Origin of the sequence: Campylobacter sp. MIT 12-8780, assembly GCF_006864535.1 — a bacterium.
Lineage (GTDB): Bacteria > Campylobacterota > Campylobacteria > Campylobacterales > Campylobacteraceae > Campylobacter_D.
Genome location: NZ_QHLL01000004.1, coordinates 28,841 through 52,869, shown reverse-complemented (window position 1 = coordinate 52,869; position 24,029 = coordinate 28,841). Strand labels below are relative to the sequence as shown.

Annotated in this window: 29 protein-coding genes and 4 tRNA genes; 29 read left to right on the top strand and 4 right to left on the bottom strand. The window is 35.7% G+C overall.

What is annotated here, in order from left to right; all coding sequences use genetic code 11:
• Positions 1 to 33: 33 nt before the first annotated feature.
• Both surE and DMB95_RS04005 read left to right on the top strand, forming a co-directional pair.
• Positions 34 to 810, top strand: coding sequence for a 5'/3'-nucleotidase SurE (gene surE, locus DMB95_RS04010; RefSeq protein WP_137632348.1), 777 nt, complete (start codon positions 34 to 36; stop codon positions 808 to 810).
• Position 811: 1 nt separating this feature from the next.
• Complete coding sequence (locus DMB95_RS04005) at positions 812 to 1,483, top strand: tRNA threonylcarbamoyladenosine dehydratase (RefSeq protein ID WP_142931024.1); 672 nt, start codon at positions 812 to 814, stop codon at positions 1,481 to 1,483.
• Positions 1,484 to 1,485: 2 nt separating this feature from the next.
• Here the strand turns inward: DMB95_RS04005 and DMB95_RS04000 are convergent, their stop codons facing one another.
• A complete protein-coding gene (locus tag DMB95_RS04000; RefSeq protein ID WP_142931023.1) occupies positions 1,486 to 2,343 on the bottom strand; it encodes a radical SAM/SPASM domain-containing protein in 858 nt (285 codons plus the stop codon).
• A 123-nt stretch (positions 2,344 to 2,466) separates the two neighbouring features.
• Here DMB95_RS04000 and DMB95_RS03995 point away from each other — a divergent pair, with 123 nt between their 5' ends.
• Positions 2,467 to 3,741 carry an MFS transporter gene (locus DMB95_RS03995; RefSeq protein ID WP_260604821.1) on the top strand — a complete coding sequence of 425 codons (1,275 nt, stop codon included), beginning with the start codon at positions 2,467 to 2,469 and terminating at the stop codon, positions 3,739 to 3,741.
• On the opposite strand, the gene mutY is transcribed toward DMB95_RS03995, so the two are convergent.
• A complete protein-coding gene (gene mutY, locus DMB95_RS03990; protein WP_142931021.1) occupies positions 3,719 to 4,750 on the bottom strand; it encodes an A/G-specific adenine glycosylase in 1,032 nt (343 codons plus the stop codon). The genes DMB95_RS03995 and mutY overlap by 23 nt on opposite strands.
• A 118-nt stretch (positions 4,751 to 4,868) precedes the next feature.
• Between mutY and DMB95_RS03985 the strand changes: the two genes are divergently transcribed.
• The 15 genes from DMB95_RS03985 (at position 4,869) to DMB95_RS03915 (ending at position 12,401) form a co-directional block, all read left to right on the top strand.
• Positions 4,869 to 5,648, top strand: a complete 780-nt coding sequence (locus DMB95_RS03985; RefSeq protein WP_142931020.1) for a hypothetical protein — start codon at positions 4,869 to 4,871, stop codon at positions 5,646 to 5,648.
• A gap of 192 nt (positions 5,649 to 5,840) precedes the next feature.
• Positions 5,841 to 5,915: transfer RNA gene (locus DMB95_RS03980), tRNA-Gly, on the top strand.
• A 3-nt stretch (positions 5,916 to 5,918) separates the two neighbouring features.
• Positions 5,919 to 6,007 (top strand) — tRNA-Leu (locus DMB95_RS03975).
• 13 nt (positions 6,008 to 6,020) lie between these two features.
• Positions 6,021 to 6,094 (top strand) — tRNA-Cys (locus DMB95_RS03970).
• A 12-nt stretch (positions 6,095 to 6,106) separates the two neighbouring features.
• Positions 6,107 to 6,194: transfer RNA gene (locus DMB95_RS03965), tRNA-Ser, on the top strand.
• A gap of 184 nt (positions 6,195 to 6,378) precedes the next feature.
• Positions 6,379 to 6,546 carry a disulfide bond formation protein Dba gene (dba, locus tag DMB95_RS03960; protein ID WP_137632342.1) on the top strand — a complete coding sequence of 56 codons (168 nt, stop codon included), beginning with the start codon at positions 6,379 to 6,381 and terminating at the stop codon, positions 6,544 to 6,546.
• 9 nt (positions 6,547 to 6,555) lie between these two features.
• A complete protein-coding gene (gene dsbI / locus DMB95_RS03955; RefSeq protein WP_142931019.1) occupies positions 6,556 to 8,115 on the top strand; it encodes a disulfide bond formation protein DsbI in 1,560 nt (519 codons plus the stop codon).
• Positions 8,116 to 8,243: 128 nt separating this feature from the next.
• On the top strand, positions 8,244 to 8,462 hold the full coding sequence (infA, locus tag DMB95_RS03950) for a translation initiation factor IF-1 (protein WP_034905261.1): 219 nt from the start codon (positions 8,244 to 8,246) through the stop codon (positions 8,460 to 8,462).
• A 153-nt stretch (positions 8,463 to 8,615) separates the two neighbouring features.
• Positions 8,616 to 8,729, top strand: coding sequence for a 50S ribosomal protein L36 (rpmJ, locus tag DMB95_RS03945; protein ID WP_002781429.1), 114 nt, complete (start codon positions 8,616 to 8,618; stop codon positions 8,727 to 8,729).
• Positions 8,730 to 8,732: 3 nt separating this feature from the next.
• A complete protein-coding gene (gene rpsM, locus DMB95_RS03940; protein WP_137632340.1) occupies positions 8,733 to 9,098 on the top strand; it encodes a 30S ribosomal protein S13 in 366 nt (121 codons plus the stop codon).
• A gap of 17 nt (positions 9,099 to 9,115) precedes the next feature.
• On the top strand, positions 9,116 to 9,508 hold the full coding sequence (rpsK, locus tag DMB95_RS03935; RefSeq protein WP_034905263.1) for a 30S ribosomal protein S11: 393 nt from the start codon (positions 9,116 to 9,118) through the stop codon (positions 9,506 to 9,508).
• 9 nt (positions 9,509 to 9,517) lie between these two features.
• Positions 9,518 to 10,144, top strand: a complete 627-nt coding sequence (gene rpsD, locus DMB95_RS03930) for a 30S ribosomal protein S4 (protein WP_142931018.1) — start codon at positions 9,518 to 9,520, stop codon at positions 10,142 to 10,144.
• Positions 10,145 to 10,157: 13 nt separating this feature from the next.
• Complete coding sequence (locus tag DMB95_RS03925) at positions 10,158 to 11,171, top strand: DNA-directed RNA polymerase subunit alpha (RefSeq protein ID WP_137632338.1); 1,014 nt, start codon at positions 10,158 to 10,160, stop codon at positions 11,169 to 11,171.
• A gap of 3 nt (positions 11,172 to 11,174) precedes the next feature.
• Positions 11,175 to 11,528: a 50S ribosomal protein L17 gene (gene rplQ / locus DMB95_RS03920; protein ID WP_137632337.1), complete on the top strand. Its 354-nt coding sequence runs from the start codon at positions 11,175 to 11,177 to the stop codon at positions 11,526 to 11,528.
• Between the two features lie 246 nt (positions 11,529 to 11,774).
• Positions 11,775 to 12,401 (top strand): outer membrane beta-barrel protein, encoded by a 627-nt coding sequence (locus DMB95_RS03915; protein ID WP_142931017.1) that lies wholly within the window; start codon positions 11,775 to 11,777, stop codon positions 12,399 to 12,401.
• A 201-nt stretch (positions 12,402 to 12,602) separates the two neighbouring features.
• On the opposite strand, the gene DMB95_RS03910 is transcribed toward DMB95_RS03915, so the two are convergent.
• A complete protein-coding gene (locus DMB95_RS03910; protein ID WP_142931016.1) occupies positions 12,603 to 13,094 on the bottom strand; it encodes a hypothetical protein in 492 nt (163 codons plus the stop codon).
• A 155-nt stretch (positions 13,095 to 13,249) separates the two neighbouring features.
• On the opposite strand from DMB95_RS03910, the gene DMB95_RS03905 reads away from it, so the two are divergent.
• Together DMB95_RS03905 and DMB95_RS03900 are read left to right on the top strand one after the other, a co-directional pair.
• Positions 13,250 to 13,918, top strand: coding sequence for an outer membrane beta-barrel protein (locus tag DMB95_RS03905; RefSeq protein ID WP_185906678.1), 669 nt, complete (start codon positions 13,250 to 13,252; stop codon positions 13,916 to 13,918).
• A gap of 65 nt (positions 13,919 to 13,983) precedes the next feature.
• Positions 13,984 to 14,481 carry a hypothetical protein gene (locus DMB95_RS03900; protein WP_142931014.1) on the top strand — a complete coding sequence of 166 codons (498 nt, stop codon included), beginning with the start codon at positions 13,984 to 13,986 and terminating at the stop codon, positions 14,479 to 14,481.
• Between the two features lie 20 nt (positions 14,482 to 14,501).
• Here the strand turns inward: DMB95_RS03900 and DMB95_RS03895 are convergent, their stop codons facing one another.
• Positions 14,502 to 15,698 carry a multidrug effflux MFS transporter gene (locus DMB95_RS03895; protein ID WP_142931013.1) on the bottom strand — a complete coding sequence of 399 codons (1,197 nt, stop codon included), beginning with the start codon at positions 15,696 to 15,698 and terminating at the stop codon, positions 14,502 to 14,504.
• Positions 15,699 to 15,882: 184 nt separating this feature from the next.
• Here DMB95_RS03895 and DMB95_RS03890 point away from each other — a divergent pair, with 184 nt between their 5' ends.
• The 9 genes from DMB95_RS03890 to DMB95_RS03850 are packed head-to-tail and all read left to right on the top strand — an operon-like array spanning position 15,883 to position 24,028.
• Positions 15,883 to 16,155 carry a NifU family protein gene (locus tag DMB95_RS03890; protein WP_137632332.1) on the top strand — a complete coding sequence of 91 codons (273 nt, stop codon included), beginning with the start codon at positions 15,883 to 15,885 and terminating at the stop codon, positions 16,153 to 16,155.
• Positions 16,136 to 16,678: a histidine kinase gene (locus tag DMB95_RS03885; RefSeq protein ID WP_238386903.1), complete on the top strand. Its 543-nt coding sequence runs from the start codon at positions 16,136 to 16,138 to the stop codon at positions 16,676 to 16,678. The genes DMB95_RS03890 and DMB95_RS03885 overlap by 20 nt, the downstream gene beginning before the upstream one ends.
• On the top strand, positions 16,675 to 17,958 hold the full coding sequence (locus DMB95_RS03880) for a UDP-N-acetylmuramoyl-L-alanyl-D-glutamate--2,6-diaminopimelate ligase (RefSeq protein ID WP_142931012.1): 1,284 nt from the start codon (positions 16,675 to 16,677) through the stop codon (positions 17,956 to 17,958). Before DMB95_RS03885 ends, DMB95_RS03880 begins: the two co-directional genes overlap by 4 nt.
• Before the next feature lie 59 nt (positions 17,959 to 18,017).
• On the top strand, positions 18,018 to 18,317 hold the full coding sequence (locus DMB95_RS03875) for a YbaB/EbfC family nucleoid-associated protein (protein ID WP_034905286.1): 300 nt from the start codon (positions 18,018 to 18,020) through the stop codon (positions 18,315 to 18,317).
• Positions 18,317 to 19,441, top strand: a complete 1,125-nt coding sequence (locus tag DMB95_RS03870; protein WP_142931011.1) for a DUF7488 domain-containing protein — start codon at positions 18,317 to 18,319, stop codon at positions 19,439 to 19,441. The genes DMB95_RS03875 and DMB95_RS03870 overlap by 1 nt, the downstream gene beginning before the upstream one ends.
• An 8-nt stretch (positions 19,442 to 19,449) precedes the next feature.
• On the top strand, positions 19,450 to 20,289 hold the full coding sequence (locus tag DMB95_RS03865; protein ID WP_142931138.1) for a polyprenyl synthetase family protein: 840 nt from the start codon (positions 19,450 to 19,452) through the stop codon (positions 20,287 to 20,289).
• Between the two features lie 18 nt (positions 20,290 to 20,307).
• The gene (tkt, locus tag DMB95_RS03860) at positions 20,308 to 22,206 is read left to right on the top strand and encodes a transketolase (RefSeq protein ID WP_142931010.1); all 1,899 of its coding nucleotides are present in this window, start codon (positions 20,308 to 20,310) and stop codon (positions 22,204 to 22,206) included.
• Positions 22,203 to 23,300, top strand: a complete 1,098-nt coding sequence (locus DMB95_RS03855) for an ABC transporter permease (protein WP_142931009.1) — start codon at positions 22,203 to 22,205, stop codon at positions 23,298 to 23,300. The genes tkt and DMB95_RS03855 overlap by 4 nt, the downstream gene beginning before the upstream one ends.
• Complete coding sequence (locus DMB95_RS03850) at positions 23,300 to 24,028, top strand: ABC transporter ATP-binding protein (RefSeq protein ID WP_142931008.1); 729 nt, start codon at positions 23,300 to 23,302, stop codon at positions 24,026 to 24,028. The genes DMB95_RS03855 and DMB95_RS03850 overlap by 1 nt, the downstream gene beginning before the upstream one ends.
• Position 24,029 lies beyond the last annotated feature (1 nt).

Sequence of the window (24,029 nt, the reverse complement as noted above, 5' to 3'; positions counted from 1 at the left end):
AGAATTGCGAGCAACTTTAAGGAAAGACAAACAATGAAAGAAATTCTAATCACAAATGATGATGGCTTTGAAAGCGAGGGCTTAAAAAAGCTTATTAAAATGCTTAAAAAAGAATTTAAAGCTAAAATCACCATAGTTGCTCCAGCTAGTGAAAAATCAGCTTGCTCGCACTCCATAACCCTAACGCGTCCTTTAAAATTTGTTAAAGTTGGTAAAAGATTTTACAAGCTTGATGATGGCACGCCAGCTGATTGTATATATCTAGCCTTGCATGCTTTATATAAAAAACGTTTGCCTGATCTTGTGATAAGCGGGATTAATCATGGAGCAAATATAGCTGAGGATATAACTTATTCTGGCACTTGTGCAGGAGCTATGGAAGCAGTTTTACAAGGAATTCCAGCTTTGGCTTTATCCCAGTTTTTTAAAAAGGGTGAAAATGCCTCAAAGCTTGATTTTAAAAATGCTTTAAAAATCACTAAAAAAATCGTCCAAACTATCTTTGATAAAGGTTTTCCACTTGATAAAAAAGAATTTTTAAATGTGAATTTTCCCTCAAGCAAAGATGAATTTAAGGGCATAAAAATCACTAGGGCAGGCAAAAGAGTGTATAATTACAAAGCGTATTCAAATACTAATCCAAGAGGGGTGCAGTATTATTGGCTAGCAGCTGCTGGGCTTGATCATGAATCAGAAGAAAACTCAGATATAAGCCTTTTAATGAAAGGCTATGCAACCATAACGCCTATAATGCTTGATCTTACCGCTTATAATCAAATTCAAACACTAAAAAAATGGATAAAGGAGTAAAATGCAAGAAAGATACACAAGGGTAAAATGGCTTTTTGGCGAAGATGAGGTCGCTTTTTTTGGCAAGCAAAAGGTGCTTATTTTTGGACTTGGGGGCGTGGGTGGAATGTGCGTTGATGCTTTGTTCCGCACAGGTTTTAAGGATTTTACTTTTGTTGATGCAGATAGCTTTGAAGAAACAAATTTAAACCGCCAGCTTCACAGCGAGCATTTAGGTGAAGAAAAGGCAAAGGTTTTTGAGCGAATTTACAAGGCTAGGGGTATAGTTGCTAGGGTTGATGAGGCTTTTTTAAAGGATTTTGATTTAAGTGAGTTTGATCTTATCATCGATGCTATTGATGATATACCAGCAAAGGTTGCTTTGGCAAATAGCGTTGATATGAAAAAACAAATTTTTATCTCTGCAACAGGTGGAGCTAGAAAGCTTGATCCAACGCGTATCAAAGTTGCACCTTTATACAAAACGCACGGCGATGCTTTAGCAAAAAAATTCCGCTATGAGCTTAAAAAAACGGGCTTAAAGGGGGATTTTGATGTGGTGTATTCTGATGAAAAACCACTTTGTAAGGATTTGGGTTCTTTTATGGGCGTTACAGCGTGTTTTGGCTTGACTTTGGCAAGTTTGGCTGTGAGAAAAACCTTGCTTCGTTTTGAAAAAGAATTTGGTGCGTAAAACTAGGACTTCACTTTTGTTTGATGAAATTCGCATTTTTGACAAAGTTTTTCTACTAAAATTCCCTTTTTAAATCCTTCTTTCATCTTTATCGCCCTTTGAGTGTTTAAAAGCTCATCAAGTGAGCATTCAAAGAGCGAGCCAAGACTAAGTTCTGCTTTTGTATCCATACAACATGGAACTAATTTACCATTGCTTAAAACCCCAAGTTGCTTAGTGAATGCATGACAAGAGCCTTGAGTATGTGAGTTTTTATTTTCTAAACTTGCCCACTCAAAGCGTTTGTCAAGATGTAAAAATATCTTACTTGCAAGGCGGTTTTTCTGTGCGTTTAAATCAAGCTTGAGCTTAAAGTTTTGTTCTAAAAACTCATAAATTTCTTTGTTGTGTTTAGGCGAGCAAAAATTATGATCTAAATTCCAAAGTCTAAGATTGATAAAATTTATATTTTTATTTTGTATATGAGTGTTTAAAAGCTTTAAAATGGGCTTTATATAACTTTGAAAATCAAGCTTTTTTTGTTCAAAAAAAGAAGTCAAGGAGATATTTATCTGCCTGATATTTTTACTTGTTAAAAGCAAATTTTGCTTTTTTTCATCAAGATAAAAACCGCTTGTGGTAAGCTCTAAAGCCATATCATACAAACTTGCTATTTCAATATAAGCTTTTAAATTAGGTACAAGCAAAGGATCGCCAAGTAAGTGAAAAGTGTAAATTCTAGCCTTTTTAGCAAGCTTTGAAGCTATATGTTCAAAGTCTTTTATACTCATCACTCCACGCACGCCCTTTTGCGAGGGACAAAAAGAACAATTTAGCCCACAAATATCGCTTAATTCTATATATATTTTTTCAAATTTCATTTATTTGCTTTTATTTTTGGTAACACTTTATTTTATTTCATCTTAAATTTTGCTAAGTTCTCATAAATTTGTATTTAAATTATGCTACCTTTAAGATACAATAAATGCAAAAAAGGATATATAGTGCAAAATACAAATACCCAAACTCTTACTAAAGCTCAAAAAATCCGCTCCATCATAGCTGCAAGTAGTGGAAATCTCGTTGAATGGTTTGATTTTTATATCTATGCTTTTACGGCTGTGTATTTTGCTCATAATTTTTCAAACTCAGACAATCCAACTATCCAGCAAATTTCTGCCTTTGGTGTCTTTGCGGCTGGCTTTTTTATGCGTCCTATAGGAAGCTGGCTTTTTGGCTCTTTAGCTGATAAAATAGGGCGAAAATCCTCCATGGTTTTTTCAGTGATTTTAATGGCTATAGGCTCGTTTTTAATCGCAGCTTTACCAAGTAAAGACAGTGTTGGGGACTTAGCTATTATCTTGCTTCTTGTAGCAAGACTCATTCAAGGACTAAGCGTAGGTGGAGAATACGGCATAGCAGCAACCTATCTTTCAGAGCTTGCCACATCTGGACGCAGAGGCTTTTACTCATCTTTTCAGTATGTAACCCTTGTAGGCGGACAGCTTTTAGCAGTAGCTAGCATTAGTATTATGCTTTTGTTTTTTAGTGAAAATGAAATGCATGAATATGCTTGGCGAATTTTATTTGCTATAGGTGGGCTTTTAGCGCTTGGTTCTTTATTTGTCCGCTCTGTGATGAGCGAAAGTGCTACAGAATTACACAAGCATGAAGATAGGGGCAGTTTTAAAGCCTTGTTTGAGTCTTATAAGCCTTTTTTAATCATACTAGGCATTACAGCAGGAGGCTCGCTAGCCTTTTATACCATTACAACTTATACAAAAACTTTTATGATTAATTCAGCTGGTTTTGATAAGAGTTTGTCTAATAATATCATGCTTTATGCTTTGTTTATCTTGATGATTATCCAGCCTGTATTTGGCTTAATCGGCGATAAGATAGGACATAAAACTTCCTTGCTTATCTTTGCTTTTTTAGCCTTTGTTGGCATTTATCCACTGTTTATGCTTTTAAAAAGCTCAGCTTCTAGTCCTTTCTTAGCCTTTTTAATCATCACAGCCTTATTTATCATCTTAAGCTTTTACACCTCTGTAGCTGGGATTTTCAAGGCTAAACTTTTTCCAGAGCATGTAAGGGCTTTGGGAACTGGCTTAAGTTATGCCATTGCTAATGCCATTTTTGGTGGCTCTGCTCCTTATGTGGCTTTGCAATTTAAAAATTATGGGTTTGAAAATAGCTTTTTCATCTATGTAGCCTTGATGATGGCAATAGTCTTTTTTGTGGTTTTACTTTTACCTAAGAAAGCCTTGCTTGATTAAGAAGTTTTAGAGCCTTTACGCATAAATTCGAAAGGGGTAGAAGATCAAGTTCTTTTAGGGCTATAAATTTGTGTTTTTCTTTGTTTTTTAGCCTTTTGTGATAGACTTTAACTTCAAGCTTGTATTTAGTATAGCTATGTTTAAAAGAGCCTAGATAAAGAGCATCTGCTGGCTTTGTTTCAAGCAAGATAGGATTGTAAAGTCCTTTATAAAGCTTTGTTTTGCTTTTTTCTAAGATGATTTTATCTTTATAAGTGATGAAAAGGGCGTGTAAATTTAGCTTTTCATACTCAGTCTTTTTGTTTTTTGTGTAGTTTAAGGGCTCAAATTTGCCCTCGCACAGCTCATATAAGGGACAAAGTCCGCATTTTGGGGCTTTGGGTGTGCAAATTAAAGCTCCTAAATCAAGCAAGGCTTGATTATGATCAAAGGGATTATTTTTATTTAAAATGCGTTCCGCTAGTTCTTCAAGCTCTTTTAAGCTTGCTTGTTTCAGTTTAAAAAGTCGGCTTAAAACGCGTTTGATATTGCCATCAACAAAGCTTACTGCCTCATCATAAGCAAAACAAGCAATAGCCCCAGCTGTATAGCTTCCTATGCCCTTAAGCCTTAAAAGCTCATCTTTTTTACGCGGCAAAACGCCTTTAAATTCAGCCTCACACTGCAAGGCACAAGCTTTTAAATTCCTAGCCCTACTATAATACCCAAGCCCCTGCCAAGCCTTTAAAAGCTCACTTTCATCAGCTTTTGCTAAGGCTTTTAGGCTTGGAAATTTTGCTAAAAAAGGAAAATAAAAATCCCTTAAAACCCTAGAAACTTGGGTTTGCTGCAGCATAATCTCGCTAATATACACCCCATAAGCCCTATTAATGCCATTTAAACGCTCATCAAAATAAGCTTCATTTTTGCTTTTATCTAAATTCCTCCAAGGCAAAGCTTTGCGTCCATGCTTTTCATACCAGTTTAAAAGCTTGTTTTGAAGGGCTATAATACTTGTTTTATCTTTCATTTTAACCTTTATTTTAAAGGGCTAATACTAGCAATTTTTTCTTGAAATTTTACTCAAAAAAGTATAAGTAGCAAAAATTTAGCTATAATTAGTGATATTTTTTGAAAAAAGGATTGTTATGCTTAGTTTTTTTAAAGGCTTAGGAATAGGGCTTTTATGTATAGTTTGTTTTGTTGTTGGCGTCGTTTTTAATACCCAGTTTTTAAATCCAAAAAGCTCTAGTGGCAATGGTTTTGTTTTCACAAATGAACTTGAAGCAAGCAACAAACTTACCCCAGATACTTTTACTTCAACACCAAGTTTTTCAGCAAGCGCTATTTTAAGCACAAAAACCAATCTCACCAGCGATGAAAAAGCAAGTATAGCCGGTGCTTTTAATGAAATTTTAGATAGAGTGGCTCAAGATAAATTATGTCGCGGTGGTTCATACAGCGTAGAACCAACCTTTGAGTATAACAATGGCTTGCAAATCCCTAAAGGACAGAGATTTGAAGCAAGTTTAACTTGCGAGATTAAAGCAGAACAGCTTAGCGCCTATAATACTCTTTTAAATGATATGGATAAAATCGCTAGCAAAAGTGGCTTTTTTACAATGTCTATGCCTTCCTTAAAAGCCAAATTTTCAAAAGAACAGCTGGTAAATAATGAAAAAATTCTTAGCGAAGAGCTTTTAAAACAAGCTTTAAGCGAGCAAGAACGTTACTCAAGCCTAACAGCAAAAGCTTGCACGCTTGAAAGCCTTGATTTTAATACAGCCAGTTCTCATGTGCCTATTTTTAGAAGTGTAGCTTTAAGTGCGAGCAGTGCAAAAGCTGATAGCGCTTTTGAAAATGCCTTACCTATAGTTGGCGAAGAAGATAGAAGCTTAAGTGCTTTAGCGCGTTATCGCTGCAAGTAAATTTAAGCTCTTTGCTTTTTTGGCGAGTAAATTTATAATTTAACTTAGTTATAAATTTATAGATTGCTTTTTAAGCCCTTTTTTTATAGCAAGCAAGGGCTTTTTGCAATAATCTTTCGTTAGCGTTTTCTAGCAAATTTCAAGCATTTTTAAGCTTTTTTTGCTAAAATTTTCCTTTTATGTTTAAAAATTGCGGGAATAGCTCAGGGGTAGAGCACAACCTTGCCAAGGTTGGGGTCGCGAGTTCGAATCTCGTTTCCCGCTCCACCTGCCCGGGTGGTGGAATTGGTAGACACAAGGGACTTAAAATCCCTCGGAATTTTTCTTCCGTGCCGGTTCAAGTCCGGCCCCGGGCACCACTTTTTAATGTAAGGCGACATAGCCAAGTGGTAAGGCACGAGCCTGCAAAGCTCTGATCCCCGGTTCAAATCCGGGTGTCGCCTCCATTGGCTGAAATTCGGGAGATGGCTGAGTGGTCGAAAGCGGCGGTCTTGAAAACCGTTGAAGTGCAAGCTTCCGGGGGTTCGAATCCCTCTCTCCCGGCCATCTTCATTATATAACTTTTCCTCATCATACTCTTATATGAAATTTAAATTCAAACTATTGAAATTTTGATATTTTAAGCTATGTATTTTTAAAATAATTCTCAATTTATGCTTATATTTTAAGATTTATTTAAAAATAAAGTGCTATTATTAGCCTCGAAAAATTCTTTAAAAAAGGAGTAAAAATGGAGTTTTTAGAACTTTTAATGGTTTTGATAGCCTTGATACTCATCATTAAAAAACCTGAAAAAGAAAAACTCGCTTTTGGTTTAGTTGTCGCTTCTTGGGCGATTATGATCGTGCTTTATGTAGGGCATAAGAGCAGTGGGCTTTTAACCACTATCAACCCTTAAGGAGAGAAGATGAGTGAAACTTGTGTAAATAATGCTTGCTCAAAAGATGCTTGCAAAGTGAAGTTTTTCTACTTCTTAATGGCTTTAGCTGGTTTGGTGCTTATACTCTTTCCGGTTGGTATAGCCAATGTTATTTTTGGTTATATAATGGGCGATAGCCCTTGCACCTTGTGCTGGGGACAAAGACAAGCTATGATTTTCATCGGCGTAATGGCATTTTTCATCGTGCGTTACGGGCTTAAAGGCAAATACCTAGCCATGCTTTTAATCATGACAGCTTTTGGCTTTTATCAGTCTTTTGCTCAATTTGGTATGCACGCTCACAGGGACTTAGATCAAGGCTTTAGCTTGCAAGTATTTGGAATTCATACTTATTTTTGGGCTGAAGTAGTGTTTTTTGCTGTGGTATTTTTACTTGGCGTTTTCTTTTTCTTTGCTCCAAAACTAAGTGCTTTTGATAAAGAAATGAATGGAGAAAGCGTTCGTAAATGGTGCAAATTTAGCTTTTCAGCTGTATTAATTTCAACTATCATCGTCGCTTCAAATGTGGTTCAAGCCTTTATCAGCACTGGTATCCCTCCTTATACAGGACAAGGCGATCCGGTTCGTTTTAGCTTAAATCCAAAATTCATCATCTGGAGCACAGATGGTTGGAATGGTAAATTTAATGGCTTTAGCGTGCTTGGAAAAAGAGATGTTAAAGCACCTGATTATGCTTTTGCACCAAATGAAGCTAAACTTGGTATAACATTTAGCAATGATTCAAATAACGCTCCTGTAGCGATTGATGAAGCTTTAAATGTCAGCAAAGAACAAAAAATAGACTTTGCAAAACCTTTAAATACACTTGCTTCCATCAATAACGAATTTGTAGCAAGCTCAAAATTTGAAGTATTCTTCTTTGATAAGGATTTTAAACTTACAAGCGATTTTGAGATCGATCCGTATTTTTCAGCTACTATTGATCCAATCGTAGGCATTATCCCTTATATGCAAGATAAATATATGCTTATAGGATCAAATAAAAGCCTTTTACGTTTTGGTAAAAATGAAAATGCCGATGAAAGCTTGCAATGGGCTGATTTTGTAAGAGGTTATGATAAATTTGAAGGACAAGGCAAAGGACTTGGCAGAGGCAGACTTGACACTGTGCGTGCGAAATTCCATCATATACAAAGTTTAGCAAGCGATGGCAAGTATTTTTATACTGCAAGTGTGCCAAACAATAAAGATAAAAAAAGCTTTGTAATCTCAAAATTTTCTCTTTCTGATAGAGTGCTTTCAGGCGAATTTACACCACAAATGCTTGATAATAAACTTAAAGAAAATAGAAGTTTAGGCGAGCTTTATGTAACAGCTCTAGCTTATCAAGACGGACTTTTATATGCTTTAAGTAAAAACTACAATACCATTTTAGTGATAGAGCCTAAAGATGAGGTAGTAATCCGCACCCTATCTTTCCCTGCAAATATCACAAATGCAAGAAGCCTTTTCTTTGATGAGGATAAAAAACTTAATATACTCTCATACCAAAATGGCGAAAATTTACTCTTTACTTTGAGTAAATAAGATTTTGAGTGGAGCTCTTCCACTCAAAATTTAAATTGTTTTTCTTCTTATTTTTCTTAATTTAAAAAAAATAAAAGTAAAAATTTGTTAAAATAGAGCCTTTTTTATTTTAAAGGAAAGGAGAAGAATTGGCAAAAGACGATGTTATTGAGATTGATGGCACGGTTATTGAAGCTTTGCCTAATGCAAATTTCAAAGTAGAGCTTGACAATAAACATGTGATTTTGTGCCATATCGCTGGTAAGATGAGAATGCATTATATCAGGATTATGCCCCAAGATCGCGTAAAAGTAGAGCTTACACCTTATAGCCTTGATAAAGGGCGTATCACTTTTCGCTATAAATGATCTAAGCGAAGTTAAAGCTCAGTTTAGATAAAATTAGCGTTTTTGCTATGCGAAGAAGTATTTTCAAAATTCACCACTTGTTTTGAAAATAGTTGGTTTCACTCAAAAAACCGAAGCAAATGTGTAAGTGGAATTTACATTTTAGGAGACACGATGAAAGTCAGACCATCAGTGAAAAAGATGTGCGACAAGTGCAAAGTAGTTCGCCGCAAGGGCGTTGTTCGCATTATTTGCGAAAATCCAAAACACAAACAAAGACAAGGATAAAGTATGGCTCGTATTGCTGGGGTAGATTTACCAAAGAAAAAGAGAATTGAGTATGGCTTAACCTACATCTATGGTATAGGATTACACACTTCAAGAAAAATTCTTGATAAAACAGGCATTTCTTATGATAAAAGAGTGCATGAACTAAGTGAAGATGAAGCAGCTGCCATTCGTAAAGAAATTCAAGAATCTTACATGGTTGAAGGGGATTTAAGAAAGCAAGTAGCTATGGACATTAAGGCTTTGATGGATTTAGGAAGCTATAGAGGCTTAAGACATAGAAAAGGCTTACCAGTAAGAGGACAAAAAACTAAGACTAACGCAAGAACCCGCAAGGGCAAACGCAAAACAGTCGGTGCAAAATCATAGTGGTATAAGGAAAAATTATGGCTAAAAGAAAAATAGTAAAGAAAAAAGTTGCTAAAAAAAATATAGCAAAAGGTATAGTATATATCAGTGCAACCTTTAATAACACTATGGTTACAGTTACTGATGAAATGGGTAATGCTATAGCATGGAGCAGTGCTGGCGGACTTGGCTTTAAAGGCTCTAAAAAATCAACACCTTATGCAGCTCAACAAGCCGTTGAAGATGCTTTAAGCAAGGCAAAAGAACATGGCATTAAAGAAGTAGGTATCAAGGTGCAAGGTCCAGGCTCAGGACGCGAAACAGCAGTAAAAAGCGTAGGTGCAGTTGAGGGCATAAAAGTGCTTTTCTTAAAAGACATCACCCCATTAGCACACAATGGCTGCCGCCCACCAAAAAGAAGAAGAGTATAAGGATAGATCATGGCAAGATATAGAGGACCAGTAGAAAAACTTGAAAGAAGATTTGGAGTCAGCCTTGCTTTAAAGGGCGAAAGAAGACTAGCAGGCAAATCAGCGCTTGATAAACGCCCTTATGCTCCAGGACAACACGGAGCAAGAAGAGGCAAGATAAGCGAATACGGACTTCAGCTTAGAGAAAAACAAAAAGCTAAATTTATGTATGGGGTAAGTGAAAAGCAATTCCGCCGCCTTTTTGCTGAAGCTGCAAGAAAAGATGGCAATACAGGGGTTTTACTTATCCAGCTTTTAGAACAAAGACTTGACAATGTAGTTTATAGAATGGGCTTTGCAACAACTCGTCGTTTTGCAAGACAGCTTGTTACACACGGACACATTTTAGTCAATGGCAAAAGAGTTGATATACCAAGCTTTAGAGTAGAAGCTGGTGCAAAAATAGAAATTGCTGAAAAAAGCAAAAACAATCCTCAAATTACTCGTGCCATAGAACTTACCGCTCAAACTGGTATAGTGGCTTGGGTAGATGTGGAAAAAGAAAAAAGATTTGGAATTTTCACAAGAAATCCAGAACGAGAAGAAGTTGTCATTCCTGTTGAGGAAAGATTTATCGTTGAGCTTTACTCTAAATAATAAAGGCTTATAGATGAGACATATAACAACTAGTGCTTACACACCTACGGAATTTAGCGTTGAAAATGTAAGCGAAACCACAGCGAAAATTTCAGCTTGGCCCTTTGAGATAGGTTATGGTATCACTTTAGCCCATCCGCTTCGTCGCTTACTTTATAGCTCAACCGTTGGTTTTGCTCCAACAGCTTTGCATATAGAAGGCGTAAGCCATGAATTTGATAGTATGAGAGGTATGCTTGAAGATGTAGCTCTTTTTATCATCAATCTTAAAAAACTCCGCTTCAAGCTTAAAAACGAGAGTGAAAAAGAGGTTTTAGAATTTCACTTTAAAGGACCTAAAGAAATTTATGGCAAAGATTTAAACAACGATCAAGTTGAAGTAGTCAATAGCGATAGCTATCTTGCTACTATCAATGAAGATGCTGAGCTTAAATTTAGCCTTATTGTTGAAAAAGGCATAGGCTATGTGCCAAGTGAAGAGATACGAAATATCATCACAGATACCAATTATATCACTCTTGATGCTTTCTTTACTCCTGTAAGAGAAGCAGTATATGATATAGAAAAAGTGCTTTTTGAGGATAATCCAGACTACGAAAAAGTTGTTTTTACCATCACAACTGATGGACAAATCAGTCCAAATAAAGCCTTTGAAAATGCTCTTGAGGCTATGTATAAGCAATTAAGCGTATTTGATAAGATCACAAATATCGGTGCAGTGATTAAAAATCAAAATGCCGTAAATGAGATTGAAAATATGAAATTGCTTCAAAATATTACTGATTTAAATTTAAGTGCAAGAAGCTTTAACTGCCTTGAAAAAGCAGGCATTACCTATATAGGCGAACTTGCTTTAATGAGCGTTAATGAGCTTAGTTCTCTTAAAAATTTAGGTAAAAAATCCCTAGATGAGATCAAAAGCATCATGGAAAGTATAGGCTTGCCAGTAGGCACTTCAAAGCTTAGCGACAACAAAGAAGTACTCAAGAAAAAGATCGCTGAGCTTAAAGCAAAACACGAAGGATAAACAATGAGACATAAACACGGATATAGAAAACTTGGTAGAACTTCAGCTCATAGAGCAGCTTTGCTTAAGAATTTAAGTATAGCGCTTATTAAAAGTGGCAAGATTGAAACTACACTTGAAAAAGCCAAAGAACTAAGAGGCTATATAGAAAGACTTGTTACAAGAGCTAGGGCAGGTGATTTTAACGCTCACAGAGTGGTTTTTGCAAGTTTACAAGATAAAACTACGACAAATAAACTTGTAAATGAAATCGCACCAAAATTTAAAGACAGAAATGGTGGCTACACAAGGATTATCAAAACAAGACTAAGAAGAGGCGATGCGGCTTCTATGGCTTATATTGAATTTGTAGCCTAAAAACTTAATTTAGCCTTTTTTAAAGGCTAAATTTTATCCCAATCTTCATTGTATATTAAAAAATTCTCTTAGTTAAAAATAAAAATGCTTTTTTAAAAAACATAAAAATCTATCTTTTTTCAAAAAAACTTAATCTTTTTAAAAAAATTCTCATTTTTTTGTAAGTTTTGGAGCTATTTAAGTTTATATTAAGGGGGGGGGGGGCTATAATTTTCCTTTTTTATCTTATCTTAAGAAAGGTTTAACATGAAAAAAGTTTTAACAAGCTTTGCTCTCGTTTCAGCTTTAGCTTCTTCGGCAGCTTTAGCAGAACAATCAGGTGCTTTTGTCGGTATTGACGGAGGCTATGCTTCACATAAAGCAAAAATAACAGGTGAAGGCAGCGATTCAGCAAGTGGCTTTAAGGGTTTTCGTTATGGTTTAGTTGGTGGTTATAAATACTTCCTTGATGACAATTTAGGTTTTAGAGGCTATGTTAATTTAACAACAGGCACTAAAAACACTACAGGAGATACAGGTCCTTCTTTAAGCACTGGACAAATCACAAGATTTGACATAGGCATAAATGCTGATGTGCTTTATAACTTCTTACAAAGTGGCGATTTTGAGTATGGTGCTTTTGGTGGTTTGAGCCTTGATTATGCAAGCAATAAATACAAACACAAAGAACTTAGTGTAAAACCTAAAGGCATTGATTTTGGTATCAATCTGGGTTTAAGAATGAACTACACTCAAACTCATGGCTTTGAGCTTTGGAGCAGATTTGGCTTAAATGATACTAAGAAAAGTGTAACTTGGGAAGATGGTTCTAGCGACGATTTAAAAATTCGCCAACCTTATGCTGTAGGACTTCGCTATACTTTCAATTTCTAATTTTATAGAAATTCATTGAATTCTAGCTGGAAAAGTTTTACTTAAAAAGCTGGAATTTACTCAAATAAGTCTTTTTATAGACTTGTTTGAAAACTTTCAAAGTGTGATACAAAACTTAACTTTCTAAATCCTTAAACTACCCTAGCTTAATTATTCTAGGGTAGTTTGTGCTAGTGATAGCGTTTAGATCAAAAAAATGATTTAAAAACTTATACCCACACTAAAGCGAATTCCATCTATAGTATGAGAGTTTCCAAAACGATCGTGTGGTCTTTGGTATTCATACTCAAGCCCTAAAGAAAGCGGGATAATCGCAGGCTGCACTCTTACGCCAGCATTATAGCCTAAAGTATCATCATAATACTCACTAAAATGTGAATAATTCGCCCCCAAATAAGGCGTAGCATAAAAAGCGATAAGATCAAGCGTATAACCTAAAGAAAGTCCGTATTGCCAATTTGTAAAATCGCTATAGGCATTATCCATCTTTGTGTATCTTACTTGAGGTGTGATGACAAGGTTATTTGCACCAACCCATACGCGTCCGTATGCACTCCAATAATTACGCGTATCGCCATCTACATTGACTCTTTGGGCTCCAGCACCGATTTCTGGCGTAAGTTCAAAGCTTCCAAGCCTAAAGCCAAATACCGAACTTATGCAAAGTAAAGATATGAAAACTATCTTTTTCATTGTTTCCTTTCTTAAAATTTAAATTTTTAGGCTTAATCATAGCTAAAAATATTTAATTAAACTTAAATTTAAGCTTTTCTTCAGGGGGGGGGGGGGTAGAATATCAGCTATTTTATATTTTTCTAAGAGGAGTTAGAATGAAAAAGATAGTTTTCATGTTTTGTTTCTTGCTTGCCTTTACAAAAGCTCTTTTTGCTGAAGAAAGCGGGATTATCTTGGGTGCTGGCATGAGTGCTGGGTTTATAAAAACGAATGGCGAAATAACAAGCAGTTCATCTGCGACTATGTCGAATTCATCTGCATCAGGATCTACTTTAGGTCTTGGGTTTTTGGCTGGATATAAGTATTTTATTACCCCAAAATTTGGTTTAAGGGCTTATGCTGATATTGAAGCTAAAATTTCCAGTAAAAAAAATGAAGCTAGCCCTTCCGCGTCACTTATACTTGCAAACTCAAGTTATGGAGCGTATGTAGATATGCTTTATAACTTTATCGATTCTAAACGCTCTTCTCATGGTTTGTTTGCTGGACTTGGCTTTGTGAATACAAAATGGAGTAAAGATATTATGGCTGTAGAAATCCGTAATTCAAGTTATTTCCTTACCCAAACCTATGGTAAAAGTGCAAGCGAAAGTGGTCTAGTTGGTAATATAGGCTATAGATTTTATTCACAAACCAACAACGGATCAGGTTCTTCTTTTGAATTTGGAGTCAAAGTGCCCTTTTCAACATCAAAAGCTGATATTGACACACCTTATGGCTCATTCTCGGTTGAAGCCAAACAACAATTTGATTTTTTTGTAAGATATATTTACTCGTTTTAATGATTATAAATAGGGATATACAATGAAACAAATTTTGACAAAAAATACTTTTTTTTATGATTGCTTTGGCTTTTTTTGCTCTAGTTTTCAGTGCATGCGCGGCTACACCAAATCATCTTGTATATAATCAAGAACAAAGCGCATCTTTGGGTTTTAATGTAGATGAAAATAGCGTGCTTGAAAACCCAGCACAAGATCAAATTCGTGTGTATGCAGTAAGACCTGCTAATTTTTGGGGAACGATTGTTAATTTTGATCTAAATGTTAATAAGGCTCCAAAATTGCAAGACGATACACTTATAAATCACCTTCACTTTGATGAACACTTGGGAGTTGTAATGAATCCAAGCAAAATTGCTAAAATTCTAAGTGTAGAGGAAAACAAACCTTTGGCTTTAATTACTTCAACTACTGACTTAGGGCAATACTCATTTTTATATTTTACACCTACAAGAGGTAAGATATATTGCGTGGAAAGTGAAGTTATAGCTGGAGTATGGGTTGGACGCCCAAATTTAAGCTTCATTACTAAAGAAGAATGTGAAGAATTGTTTAGCAAGTAGCCTCATCAAAGAGTGATTTTTCACTCTTTGAATTTACTTCCCACAACATAAATCATCATTGCTAAAAAACAACAAATCACCATGATAAGAGCTAAAGAAAAAGTATCATTAGCATTAAACTTACCCACTAAAAATGAGATCAAGCCAGCAAAGCCAAACTGAATACTTCCAAGCACAGCAGAAGCGGTTCCAGAATGCTCTTTAAATCTAGCCATAGCTATGGTGGTTAAATTTGGCATCAAAAAGCCAAGCATAGCGATGACAAAAAACAAAGGTAATTCAAAGGCTAAAAAGCTATCTGAAAAATGAAGCGCAAACAACAATACGCTGATAATAAACATCACAACAAAGGCACGCGGTAAGATAATGAAAGGTGAGGATTTAAGCACTATTTTTGCATTGATATTTGCAAAGATGACAAAACCAAGAGCATTCACTCCAAATAAAATCCCATATTCTTGCTTACTCAAATCAAACATTTCACTAAAGATATACGAGGAGCTTGTGATATAGGCAAACATTCCGCCCATAGCTAAGGCTCCAGCGACAACATAGGCTAAAAAAGGCTTGTCTTTAAGCACAAAAGCATAGGATTGCAAGGTTTCTTTGTTTGAGAATTTCACATCTTTTTGTGGTGGGGCTGATTCTTTAAGCCAAAAGACTATAAGTGCGAGTAAAAGCACACCTAAAGCAAATAAAGTCGCAAAAATACTATGCCAAGAAAAAAATTGAAGTAGCAAAGAACCAAAACTTGGCGCAAGCATAGGAGCAAGCGAGCTTACAACCATCATTAAAGCAAATACAGCCGCAGCTTCTTTAAGCTCAAAAAGATCATTGACTACAGCTCTAGCGATCACTACCCCAGCACAACCGCCCAAAGCTTCTAAAAAACGCAAAAAAATAAAAGCATAGATATTGTCAATCAAAAAACACCCAAGGCTTGAGAGTATAAATAAGCCTATACCTACATAAAGAGGCTTTTTTCGCCCAAAAACATCGCTTAATGGTCCATAAATGAGCTGCCCTAGAGCAAAGGCGATGAAAAAACTTGCTAAGGAAAGTTGGGTTAAATAAGGGCTTGTTTGAAAGCTGTGTTGGACATTTTCAAGCGCAGGTAAATACATATCGGTTGAAAGTGGAGCCACGCTTGACATTAAAGCGAGTATAAAAATGAGTTTAAATTTATGAAAACCTTGAATTTGCGTTGTTTTTTGCATATTTTTTGCCTTTGAAATTCTATAATTAAGATTACAATTTTAACAAAAAAATCTTAGAATAATTTAAAAAAACATTGTTTCTTCTTTGCTATAATGCCTAAGCAAATTCAAAACAAAACAGCAAATTTACCTTTTTTTAAAGACAAATGTTGTAAAGTATAAAGAAAATTTTTTAAGGAAAATAATGCTTCCTTTTAGTGATGAAGAACTTATAGAACCAGCTAAAGCAAGTTTGGCTAAAAACCTTTACATACTTGAGCGAGATGGCGGGGGGCTTGAGTTTTTGGGCGTAAAAAATGGAGTGGTGTATATCAAACTTATAGGAGCGTGTAGCGGTTGTGTGGCAAGCCATACGACTTTAAAATATGCCCTTGAAAAAAATCTTAAAATCGACATTCATCCTGATTTGACTTTGATCAATTTAAATGGTGGTAAAGATGAGTTCGCAAAGCTATAAAGCACTTGGTATAAAAGCATTTAGAGAAAATGACTTTCATAATGCCAAGCTTTTTTTTGCCCTTGCATATGAAAAACGCAAAAATCAAAAGCTTTTAGTCTTTATTAGCCTTTGCACGCTTGCTTTAACAAGCTATGAAGAAGCGGTTTTGCTTTTTGAGTTTTATTTAAAGCATTATAAACACGCAAGCATAGTCAAGGATATGGAAAAGCTTTTAAATGTCAGTGAATCAAGATCAAATTTGGCTAAAAATCTTAAAGATGATGAAAACAAAGCTCTAAGTTATAAGGACTTTTTAGAAAGTGAAAAAGAGCTTGGTTTTAAGCAAAGCTTTGAAAATGTGATCTTTGCGAACAAACTTATCATTAGCGATAAAAATGATTTTTTAGACTTTTTAGAAAAATTACTTGATAATGGCTATGAAGAAGTAATGCTTAATTATCTTGAAAATACAAGCACGATTTTTAGTGGAAATCAAAAATTTGAAAGGCTCAAAGTTCGCCTTTTAGAAAGCAAAAAATGAAAATTCACTGCGAGCAAGGCTTTATAAGCGATAACACCCTAGAATGTGAAGCAAATGATTTTTGGCTTAAAACAGCTCAAAATGAAAGCTTTATAAGGCAAGCTGAGGAAAAAAAACTAAAGATTATCACGCCCTTAGAATGCAAAAAACTTTTAAACATAGACGAAAATATCAAACTTATTGGGATAACAGGCACAAATGGCAAAACAAGCACGGCAAATATGATAGCTTTTTTCTTGCAAAAACTTGGCTTTAAAGTCTTTTTATGTGGCACAAGAGGGGCGTTTTTAAATGGAGTTTTGGTTGATGAAAAAGGCTTAACGACCTCGCCGATTTTAAAAACCTTGTCTTATCTTTATCAGGCGAGCAAGGCTAAATGTGAGTTTTTTATCATGGAAGTCAGTTCTCATGCTTTGGTACAAAACCGTATAGAAAGCCTTGAATTTGCAGCTAAAATTTTTACTAATTTAAGCCAAGATCATTTAGATTTTCACAAGAGTTTTAAAGCCTATCAAGAAGCAAAAGAAAGCTTTTTTACAGATGAAAAAAGCTTGAAATTCATCAATAAAGACGCTTTAGCTATACAATATAACCCCAAAAACGCCTTTACTTATGCGGTTGAAAATGAGGCTGATTATAAGATCATAAGCTATGATTTAAGCAAGGGCATTAGTGCAAAACTTGTGTGTAAAGATAAGGAGCTAAGTTTTCATTCTCCTCTTGTAGGGCTTTTTAATCTATACAATCTCCTTGCAGCACTTGCTTGTGTGCTTAAACTTACAAAATGTGATATAAAGGCTTTAGAACAAGCTGTGAGCGAATTTAAGGGTGTTGAGGGCAGGATAGAAAGTGTAGCTTGTGGTGTCATCGTTGATTTTGCTCATACTCCAGATGGCATAGAAAAAGTTTTAGAGGCTTTAAATTACAAGCCTTTAATCGTAGTCTTTGGAGCAGGAGGGGATCGTGATAAAAGCAAACGCCCCTTAATGGCTCGCTGTGCTTTAAAATACGCTAAAACACTTATCATTACAAGTGATAATCCGCGTAGTGAAGAGCCTATGGCTATCATCAAGGATATTCAAAGTGGTATCAAAGAGCATATGCAAAATGTTTTTATTGAAGTGGATAGAAAAAAAGCCATTGAAAAAGCTTTAAAATTACAAACTAAAGACGATTTTGTTGTGATTTTGGGAAAAGGCGATGAGAATTATCAAGAAATTAAAGGCGTAAAATACCCATTTAGCGACAAAGAAGTGGTGCAAGAGCTTTTAAAAAAATGATAAAAAAATGATTTATAATCAAAATTTAGCTAAAATTACTTAAAAATTTAAGGAAATATATGTTTGAAAATATGGATTTTTCTAAGGTTGGCGAATTGCTTAAAAATGCAGAAGCAAAGGCTAAGGAATTTGAAGAAGAATTAAGCAAGAAAGAATTTAGTGCTAAAAGTGGCGGTGGTTTGGTAAAAATAAGTGCAAATGGCAAAGGCGAGATCATCGATGTAAGCATTGATGAAAGTTTGCTTGAGGATAAAGAGTCTTTGCAAATTTTACTCATTTCAGCTATAAATGATGCTCTTGCCATGGTGAATCAAAGCAGACAAAGCTTGGCTGGAGATATTTTAGGAGGATTTAGGTGATGAAAAAATACCTTTTATTGTTTTTTGTAAGTATATCTTTTGTGTTTGGGGTTGAGCGTCCTAAATTTGAAGACTTTGCAGCGTGCTTTGTCAAAAATAAAGCCAGTGTTTTAGTGTATGAGGGCTTGCAAGCCTTTGCTTTAAGTGAAAATTTACTCGCTGTTTTACCAGCAAATGGCAAAAAACTCAATCGCTATGTCAAATACGATCCTTTTTTAAATTTATACCTTGTAAGGACTGATTTTAGCTTATTTCCTACTAAAAGATATGATGAGCAAAACCTCACTCGTAATGATTGGGTGGGTATAATTGATGATAAAACTCCTTATATAGGGCATTTAAAATACTTAGCTCAAAATTTAGATGAAAGAGATCAGCTTGATTTTGCAACTAAGGTAGGACAGCTTAATACGCCTTGTTGTTCTATGCTTGGTATTAGTTTAAGTGATGGTTCTTTTATAGGTAATCGTTATTTAGATCATTTTGCAAAATACAATGATGTATATTGGGGCGATGTGGGTGTTGACTTTGCTTTTAGAGATAATAAAATTTATGTGCAAAATGTGCGAAAAAGCGGACAATTTCTTGTCAATGATGAGGTTGTAAGCCTTGATGGAGAAGCAGCCAATGATATACGCAAGCTGAATGAAAAAATTCTCTTTGCCGATCGTGGTGCGACGCTGTATTTTAGAGTGCTAAGAGATAATCAAGACTTAAATATCTCAACTGAAGTTTTTAATAAAGACTTAAGCACTCTAAGTTCAAGTGCAAGGGCGATGAGTGCAGCTCTTGATCCAAATGTGCGTCAAAGACAAGCAGCTGCAGCTGCTGCTAGAGCACTTTTTACTTCAAATTTAGGCTTAAGCGTAAATAGAGCCTTAAACATTGTAAGAGTAGAGCCAAGAAGCAAAGCAAGTACAGCTGGCTTTTTGGTTGGCGATAAAATTTTAAGGGTAAATAATCAAATCATCAATTCTCAAGATGATCTGCAAAGAGCTTTTAATGCAAGCAATGAGCTGAATATACTTATATCAAGAGCGAGCAAAAATTTACCTATACAAGAGCAAAACTCCAATCCAATAGGCGATGGAATGTTTCAGTTTTTTATAAGGCTTACTAAGTGAAGCATGATATTTTGGGGCTTTTTAAAGCATATTTGAATGCAAATTTGCCCCAAGTGCAAAGTTTTCACCCTTTTTTTAATGAAGCCTTAGCTAAAATGCTAAAAGCTGGAGGAAAGCATTTTAGAGCCCAACTTCTTTTAAATGTGGTGAGTGTAAAAGAGCCTATCTTGCTTGAAAAGGCTTTAAAAGTGGCTTTAGCTATAGAGCTTATCCATACTTATTCGCTTATTCATGATGATTTACCGGCTATGGATAATGCTGATTTTAGGCGAGGCGAGCCAACTTTACATAAGACTTATGATGAAACTACAGCGATTTTAGTAGGCGATGCTTTAAATACTGAGGCTTTTTTACTTTTAAGTGAGGCTGAGTTTGAAGCTGAGCTTATAATAAAGCTCGTTAAGAGTTTGGCTTTAAATGCTGGGCTTAAAGGTATGGTTATAGGGCAGGCTATGGATTGCTTTTTTGAGGATAAAAAGCTTGATTTAAAAGAGCTTGAGTTTTTACATATACACAAAACCGCAAAACTTATAGCAGCAAGTCTTCAAATGGGGGCTTTGATTTGTAAATTTAATACTAAAGAATGCGAAGAGCTTTATAAACTAGGACTTGATCTAGGGCTTTTATTTCAGATCAATGATGATATACTTGATGCAACAAGCACCAAAGAGCTTGCTGGAAAGCCAACAAAACATGATGCTCACAAAAACTCTTTTGTGAATTTACTCTCACTTGAGGGGGCTTTAAAGGCAAAAGAGGATTTAAATGCAAAATGCCTTAAAGCCTTTGATACACTAGATAAAAACTTAGCTTTAAGCCTAAAAACACTGGTGCGAACCTATCTTTAAATTTAAAAAGGAATAAAAATGAATTTTGATTTACTTCAAAAACAAGCTGATACTTTAAGATTTTTAAGCGCTGATATGGTGCAAAAGGCAAATTCAGGACACCCGGGCGCACCTTTGGGACTAGCTGATATACTTACTATCTTAAGCTTTCATTTAAAACACAATCCTAAAAACCCAAGCTGGCTTAACCGCGACCGTCTTGTGTTTTCAGGCGGACATGCCTCAGCCTTGCTTTATAGCTTTTTACACCTTAGTGGTTATGATTTAAGTTTAGATGAGCTTAAGAATTTCCGCCAATTGCATTCAAAAACTCCGGGACACCCAGAGATCAGCACTTGTGGGGTAGAAATAGCCACAGGTCCTTTAGGACAAGGCGTAGCAAATGCAGTAGGTTTTGCTATGGCGGCTAAAAAGGCTCAAAGCTTACTTGGTAGCGAGCTTATCAATCATAAGGTGTATTGTTTTTGTGGAGATGGGGACTTAGAAGAGGGCATTAGTTATGAGGCTTGTTCTTTAGCTGGACTTCATAAGCTTGATAATCTCATCTTGATCTATGATAGCAACGCCATTTCAATAGAAGGCGATGTAAGCTTAGCCTTTAATGAAAATGTTAAAATGAGATTTGAAGCACAAGGTTTTAGCGTTGAGGAGATTGATGGACATGATTTTGATGCGATAAATAACGCCATAGAGCTTGCAAAACTCAGCAAAAAGCCAAGCTTAATCATCGCAAAAACCACAATCGCCAAAGGTGCTCTAGAGCTTGAAGGCTCACACCACAGCCACGGCGCACCTTTAGGAGCTGAGCTTATCAAAAGAGCAAAAGCAAAAGCTCATTTTGATGAAAATCAAGATTTTTTTATCAGTCAAGAGGTGAAATTTGCTTTTAGTGCAGGCTTAGAGCTTGGGGATTTAGAGGAGGCAAAATGGCAAAGTCTGCTTGAAAAATCAGGCAAAAAAGACTTACTTGAAAGGCTTTTAAAGCCAAATTTTAATGAAGTTGCGTATCCAGATTTTAAGGGTAAAAGCGTAGCTACAAGAGATAGTAATGGCGAAATTTTAAATGCCATTGCTGCTAAGATAGAAGGCTTTTTGGGAGGTTCAGCTGATTTAGCTCCAAGTAATAAAACCGAGCTTAAAGGCATGGGGGATTTTATAGAAGGAAAAAACATTCATTTTGGCATAAGAGAGCATGCTATGGCAGCGATCAATAATGCCTTTGCAAGATATGGGCTTTTTGTGCCTTTTTCAGCAACTTTTTTTATCTTTAGTGAGTATTTAAAACCAGCTGCAAGGCTGAGTGCTTTGATGAAATTAAGGCATTATTTTATCTTTACGCACGATAGTATAGGAGTTGGAGAAGATGGACCAACGCACCAGCCTATAGAACAACTTAGCACCTTTAGAGCCATGCCAAATTTCTTAACCTTTCGTCCAGCTGATGGGGTTGAAAATGTTAAGGCTTGGATCTTTGCTTTAGCTCAGGATTTACCTTGTGCCTTCATTTTAAGTCGTCAAAAACTTGAGGCTTTAAATGAGGGTGTTTTTGGGGATGTAAAAAATGGAGCGTATTTGCTTAAAGAGGCTGATAATGCTAGCATAACCCTTCTAGCAAGTGGAAGTGAAGTAAGTCTTTGTTTGCAAACAGCTAAGCTTTTAGAAAATAAGGGCGAGCGAGTTAATGTTGTTTCTATGCCTTGTTATGAACTTTTTGAAAAGCAGGATAAAAGCTATCAAGAAAGGCTTTTAAAAGGCGAGGTTATCGGCGTTGAAGCCGCTCATTCAAATGAGCTTTATAAATTTTGTGATAGGGTTTTTGGTATAGAAAGTTTTGGTGAAAGTGGCAAAGATAAAGATGTGTTTGCATACTTTGGTTTTGAGCCAAATAAGCTATGTGAGTTTGTGCTGAAGCGATGAATAAGCTTAAAGAGCAAAGAATTCAAATCACTGGAGTGTGGGATAAAGACACTTTAATGAGCCTAAAAAACTCCGTGCAAATTCAAAAAGATGCTAAAAGTGTAGTGTTTGATTTCTTCGCCCTTGTTCGCATAGATACAGCTGGCATTTGCTTTTTTTTAGCTTTAGAAAATGAGCTTAAGGCAAGCAATATCGCTTTTTCAAGGATAAATTTAAATGAAGCCACTCTTGATTTGTTTAGGCTTTGTGAGAAAAATTATACTCAGGATTTACCTTTAGAAAAAAAAGGCTTTGAGTATGATGATTTTTTGGTTTTGCTTGGTAAGAAAAGCGTAGCAAATTTACAAGCGATTAAACGTTTTATCATTTTTACAGGTATGGTTTTTGCAAGCTTTTTTCATTGCTTGCGTCGCCCCCATGAATTTCGTTTCATCGCCTTTTTATATCATATAGAACATAGTGCTTTAAGGGCTTTGGGTATCATTGCTTTAAGTTCTTTGCTTGTAGGCGTGGTATTAGCTTATCAAGCAGCATATCAACTCGCTCAATTTGGGGCAAATATCTTTATCGTTGATTTAGTAGGAATTTCAGCTACAAGAGAAATCGCCCCTTTAATCGCAGCCATTGTTATAGCTGGTAGATCAGCAAGCTCTTATACAGCCCAAATTGGGGTGATGAAAATCACTGATGAGATTAATGCTATGAATACTATGGGCTTTGACTCAGCTCGCTTTATCATTTTACCACGCGTTGTAGCCTTAACCTTAGCTATGCCTTTAATCGTCATCGTGGCTGATTTTGTGAGCATACTTGGGGGCATGGTGATAGCGGATTTAAATTTAGGCATTAATTATGTAGAGTTTATCCGCCGTTTTAAAGAAGCTGTAGAGCTCAAGCATATCATTATAGGTGTAGCTAAAGCTCCTATGTTTGGCTTTTTAATCGCACTTATTGCTTGTTTTCGTGGCTTTGAAGTAAAAAATACCACAGAAAGCATAGGAATTTACACGACAAAAAGCGTTGTAAATGCGATTTTTTGGGTGATTGCTTTTGATGCGATTTTTTCTGTTTTTTTAACTCAGGCAGGTATTTAATGAAAGCTGTGATTAAGGCTTCAAATATCATCACTAACTTTGGTAAAAAATGCATTCATGATGGGGTGAGTTTTGAGGTAAAAGAAAATGAAATTTTTGGTATTTTAGGTGGTTCTGGAAGCGGAAAATCAGTGCTTTTAAAGCAAATGTTGATGCTTGAGCATTTTGATGGTGGGGAGTATGAAATTTTTGGTAAGAAACTAAGTAATATTAGTGAAAAAGACGCTGCTTTTTTGAGGCAAAATTGGGGAGTGGTGTTTCAATTTGGCGCACTTTTTAGTTTTTTTAATGTTTTTGAAAATATAGCCTTACCTTTAAAAGAATACACCAAATTAAGCCCAAGCTCTATCAAAGAGCTTGTTTTTATGAAGCTTAAAATGGCTGGGCTTGATGAGAGTGTGGCTACGCTTTTTCCAAGCGAGCTTAGTGGAGGTATGGTAAAAAGGGTGGCTATTGCTAGGGCATTAGCACTTGATTCTAAGCTTTTGTTTTTAGATGAGCCAAGTTCTGGGCTTGATCCGCATAGCTCAAGGGAATTTGATGAACTTGTTTTAAGTCTTAAACGAGGCTTTAAACTTAGCATTGTTATGGTTACACATGATGAAGAAACTATGAAAAATGTTTTGGATCGCTTTTTGATCTTAAAGGATAAAAAAGTGGCTTTTCTTGGCACTCAAAGTGAGCTTTTAGCTCAAGATGAGGCTTTGTATAAAAGATTTATGGGGTAGG

Excerpts from the sequence above, each read along its gene's own strand:
- surE (WP_137632348.1), top strand. The coding sequence starts at position 34 with ATGAAAGAAATTCTAATCACAAATGATGATGGCTTTGAAAGCGAGGGC.
- DMB95_RS04005 (WP_142931024.1), top strand. The coding sequence starts at position 812 with ATGCAAGAAAGATACACAAGGGTAAAATGGCTTTTTGGCGAAGATGAG.
- DMB95_RS04000 (WP_142931023.1), bottom strand. The coding sequence starts at position 2,343 with ATGAAATTTGAAAAAATATATATAGAATTAAGCGATATTTGTGGGCTA.
- mutY (WP_142931021.1), bottom strand. The coding sequence starts at position 4,750 with ATGAAAGATAAAACAAGTATTATAGCCCTTCAAAACAAGCTTTTAAAC.
- DMB95_RS03985 (WP_142931020.1), top strand. The coding sequence starts at position 4,869 with ATGCTTAGTTTTTTTAAAGGCTTAGGAATAGGGCTTTTATGTATAGTT.
- dba (WP_137632342.1), top strand. The coding sequence starts at position 6,379 with ATGGAGTTTTTAGAACTTTTAATGGTTTTGATAGCCTTGATACTCATC.
- dsbI (WP_142931019.1), top strand. The coding sequence starts at position 6,556 with ATGAGTGAAACTTGTGTAAATAATGCTTGCTCAAAAGATGCTTGCAAA.
- rpmJ (WP_002781429.1), top strand. The coding sequence starts at position 8,616 with ATGAAAGTCAGACCATCAGTGAAAAAGATGTGCGACAAGTGCAAAGTA.
- rpsM (WP_137632340.1), top strand. The coding sequence starts at position 8,733 with ATGGCTCGTATTGCTGGGGTAGATTTACCAAAGAAAAAGAGAATTGAG.
- rpsK (WP_034905263.1), top strand. The coding sequence starts at position 9,116 with ATGGCTAAAAGAAAAATAGTAAAGAAAAAAGTTGCTAAAAAAAATATA.
- rpsD (WP_142931018.1), top strand. The coding sequence starts at position 9,518 with ATGGCAAGATATAGAGGACCAGTAGAAAAACTTGAAAGAAGATTTGGA.
- DMB95_RS03925 (WP_137632338.1), top strand. The coding sequence starts at position 10,158 with ATGAGACATATAACAACTAGTGCTTACACACCTACGGAATTTAGCGTT.
- rplQ (WP_137632337.1), top strand. The coding sequence starts at position 11,175 with ATGAGACATAAACACGGATATAGAAAACTTGGTAGAACTTCAGCTCAT.
- DMB95_RS03915 (WP_142931017.1), top strand. The coding sequence starts at position 11,775 with ATGAAAAAAGTTTTAACAAGCTTTGCTCTCGTTTCAGCTTTAGCTTCT.
- DMB95_RS03910 (WP_142931016.1), bottom strand. The coding sequence starts at position 13,094 with ATGAAAAAGATAGTTTTCATATCTTTACTTTGCATAAGTTCGGTATTT.
- DMB95_RS03905 (WP_185906678.1), top strand. The coding sequence starts at position 13,250 with ATGTTTTGTTTCTTGCTTGCCTTTACAAAAGCTCTTTTTGCTGAAGAA.
- DMB95_RS03895 (WP_142931013.1), bottom strand. The coding sequence starts at position 15,698 with ATGCAAAAAACAACGCAAATTCAAGGTTTTCATAAATTTAAACTCATT.
- DMB95_RS03890 (WP_137632332.1), top strand. The coding sequence starts at position 15,883 with ATGCTTCCTTTTAGTGATGAAGAACTTATAGAACCAGCTAAAGCAAGT.
- DMB95_RS03885 (WP_238386903.1), top strand. The coding sequence starts at position 16,136 with ATGAGTTCGCAAAGCTATAAAGCACTTGGTATAAAAGCATTTAGAGAA.
- DMB95_RS03880 (WP_142931012.1), top strand. The coding sequence starts at position 16,675 with ATGAAAATTCACTGCGAGCAAGGCTTTATAAGCGATAACACCCTAGAA.
- DMB95_RS03875 (WP_034905286.1), top strand. The coding sequence starts at position 18,018 with ATGTTTGAAAATATGGATTTTTCTAAGGTTGGCGAATTGCTTAAAAAT.
- DMB95_RS03870 (WP_142931011.1), top strand. The coding sequence starts at position 18,317 with ATGAAAAAATACCTTTTATTGTTTTTTGTAAGTATATCTTTTGTGTTT.
- tkt (WP_142931010.1), top strand. The coding sequence starts at position 20,308 with ATGAATTTTGATTTACTTCAAAAACAAGCTGATACTTTAAGATTTTTA.
- DMB95_RS03855 (WP_142931009.1), top strand. The coding sequence starts at position 22,203 with ATGAATAAGCTTAAAGAGCAAAGAATTCAAATCACTGGAGTGTGGGAT.
- DMB95_RS03850 (WP_142931008.1), top strand. The coding sequence starts at position 23,300 with ATGAAAGCTGTGATTAAGGCTTCAAATATCATCACTAACTTTGGTAAA.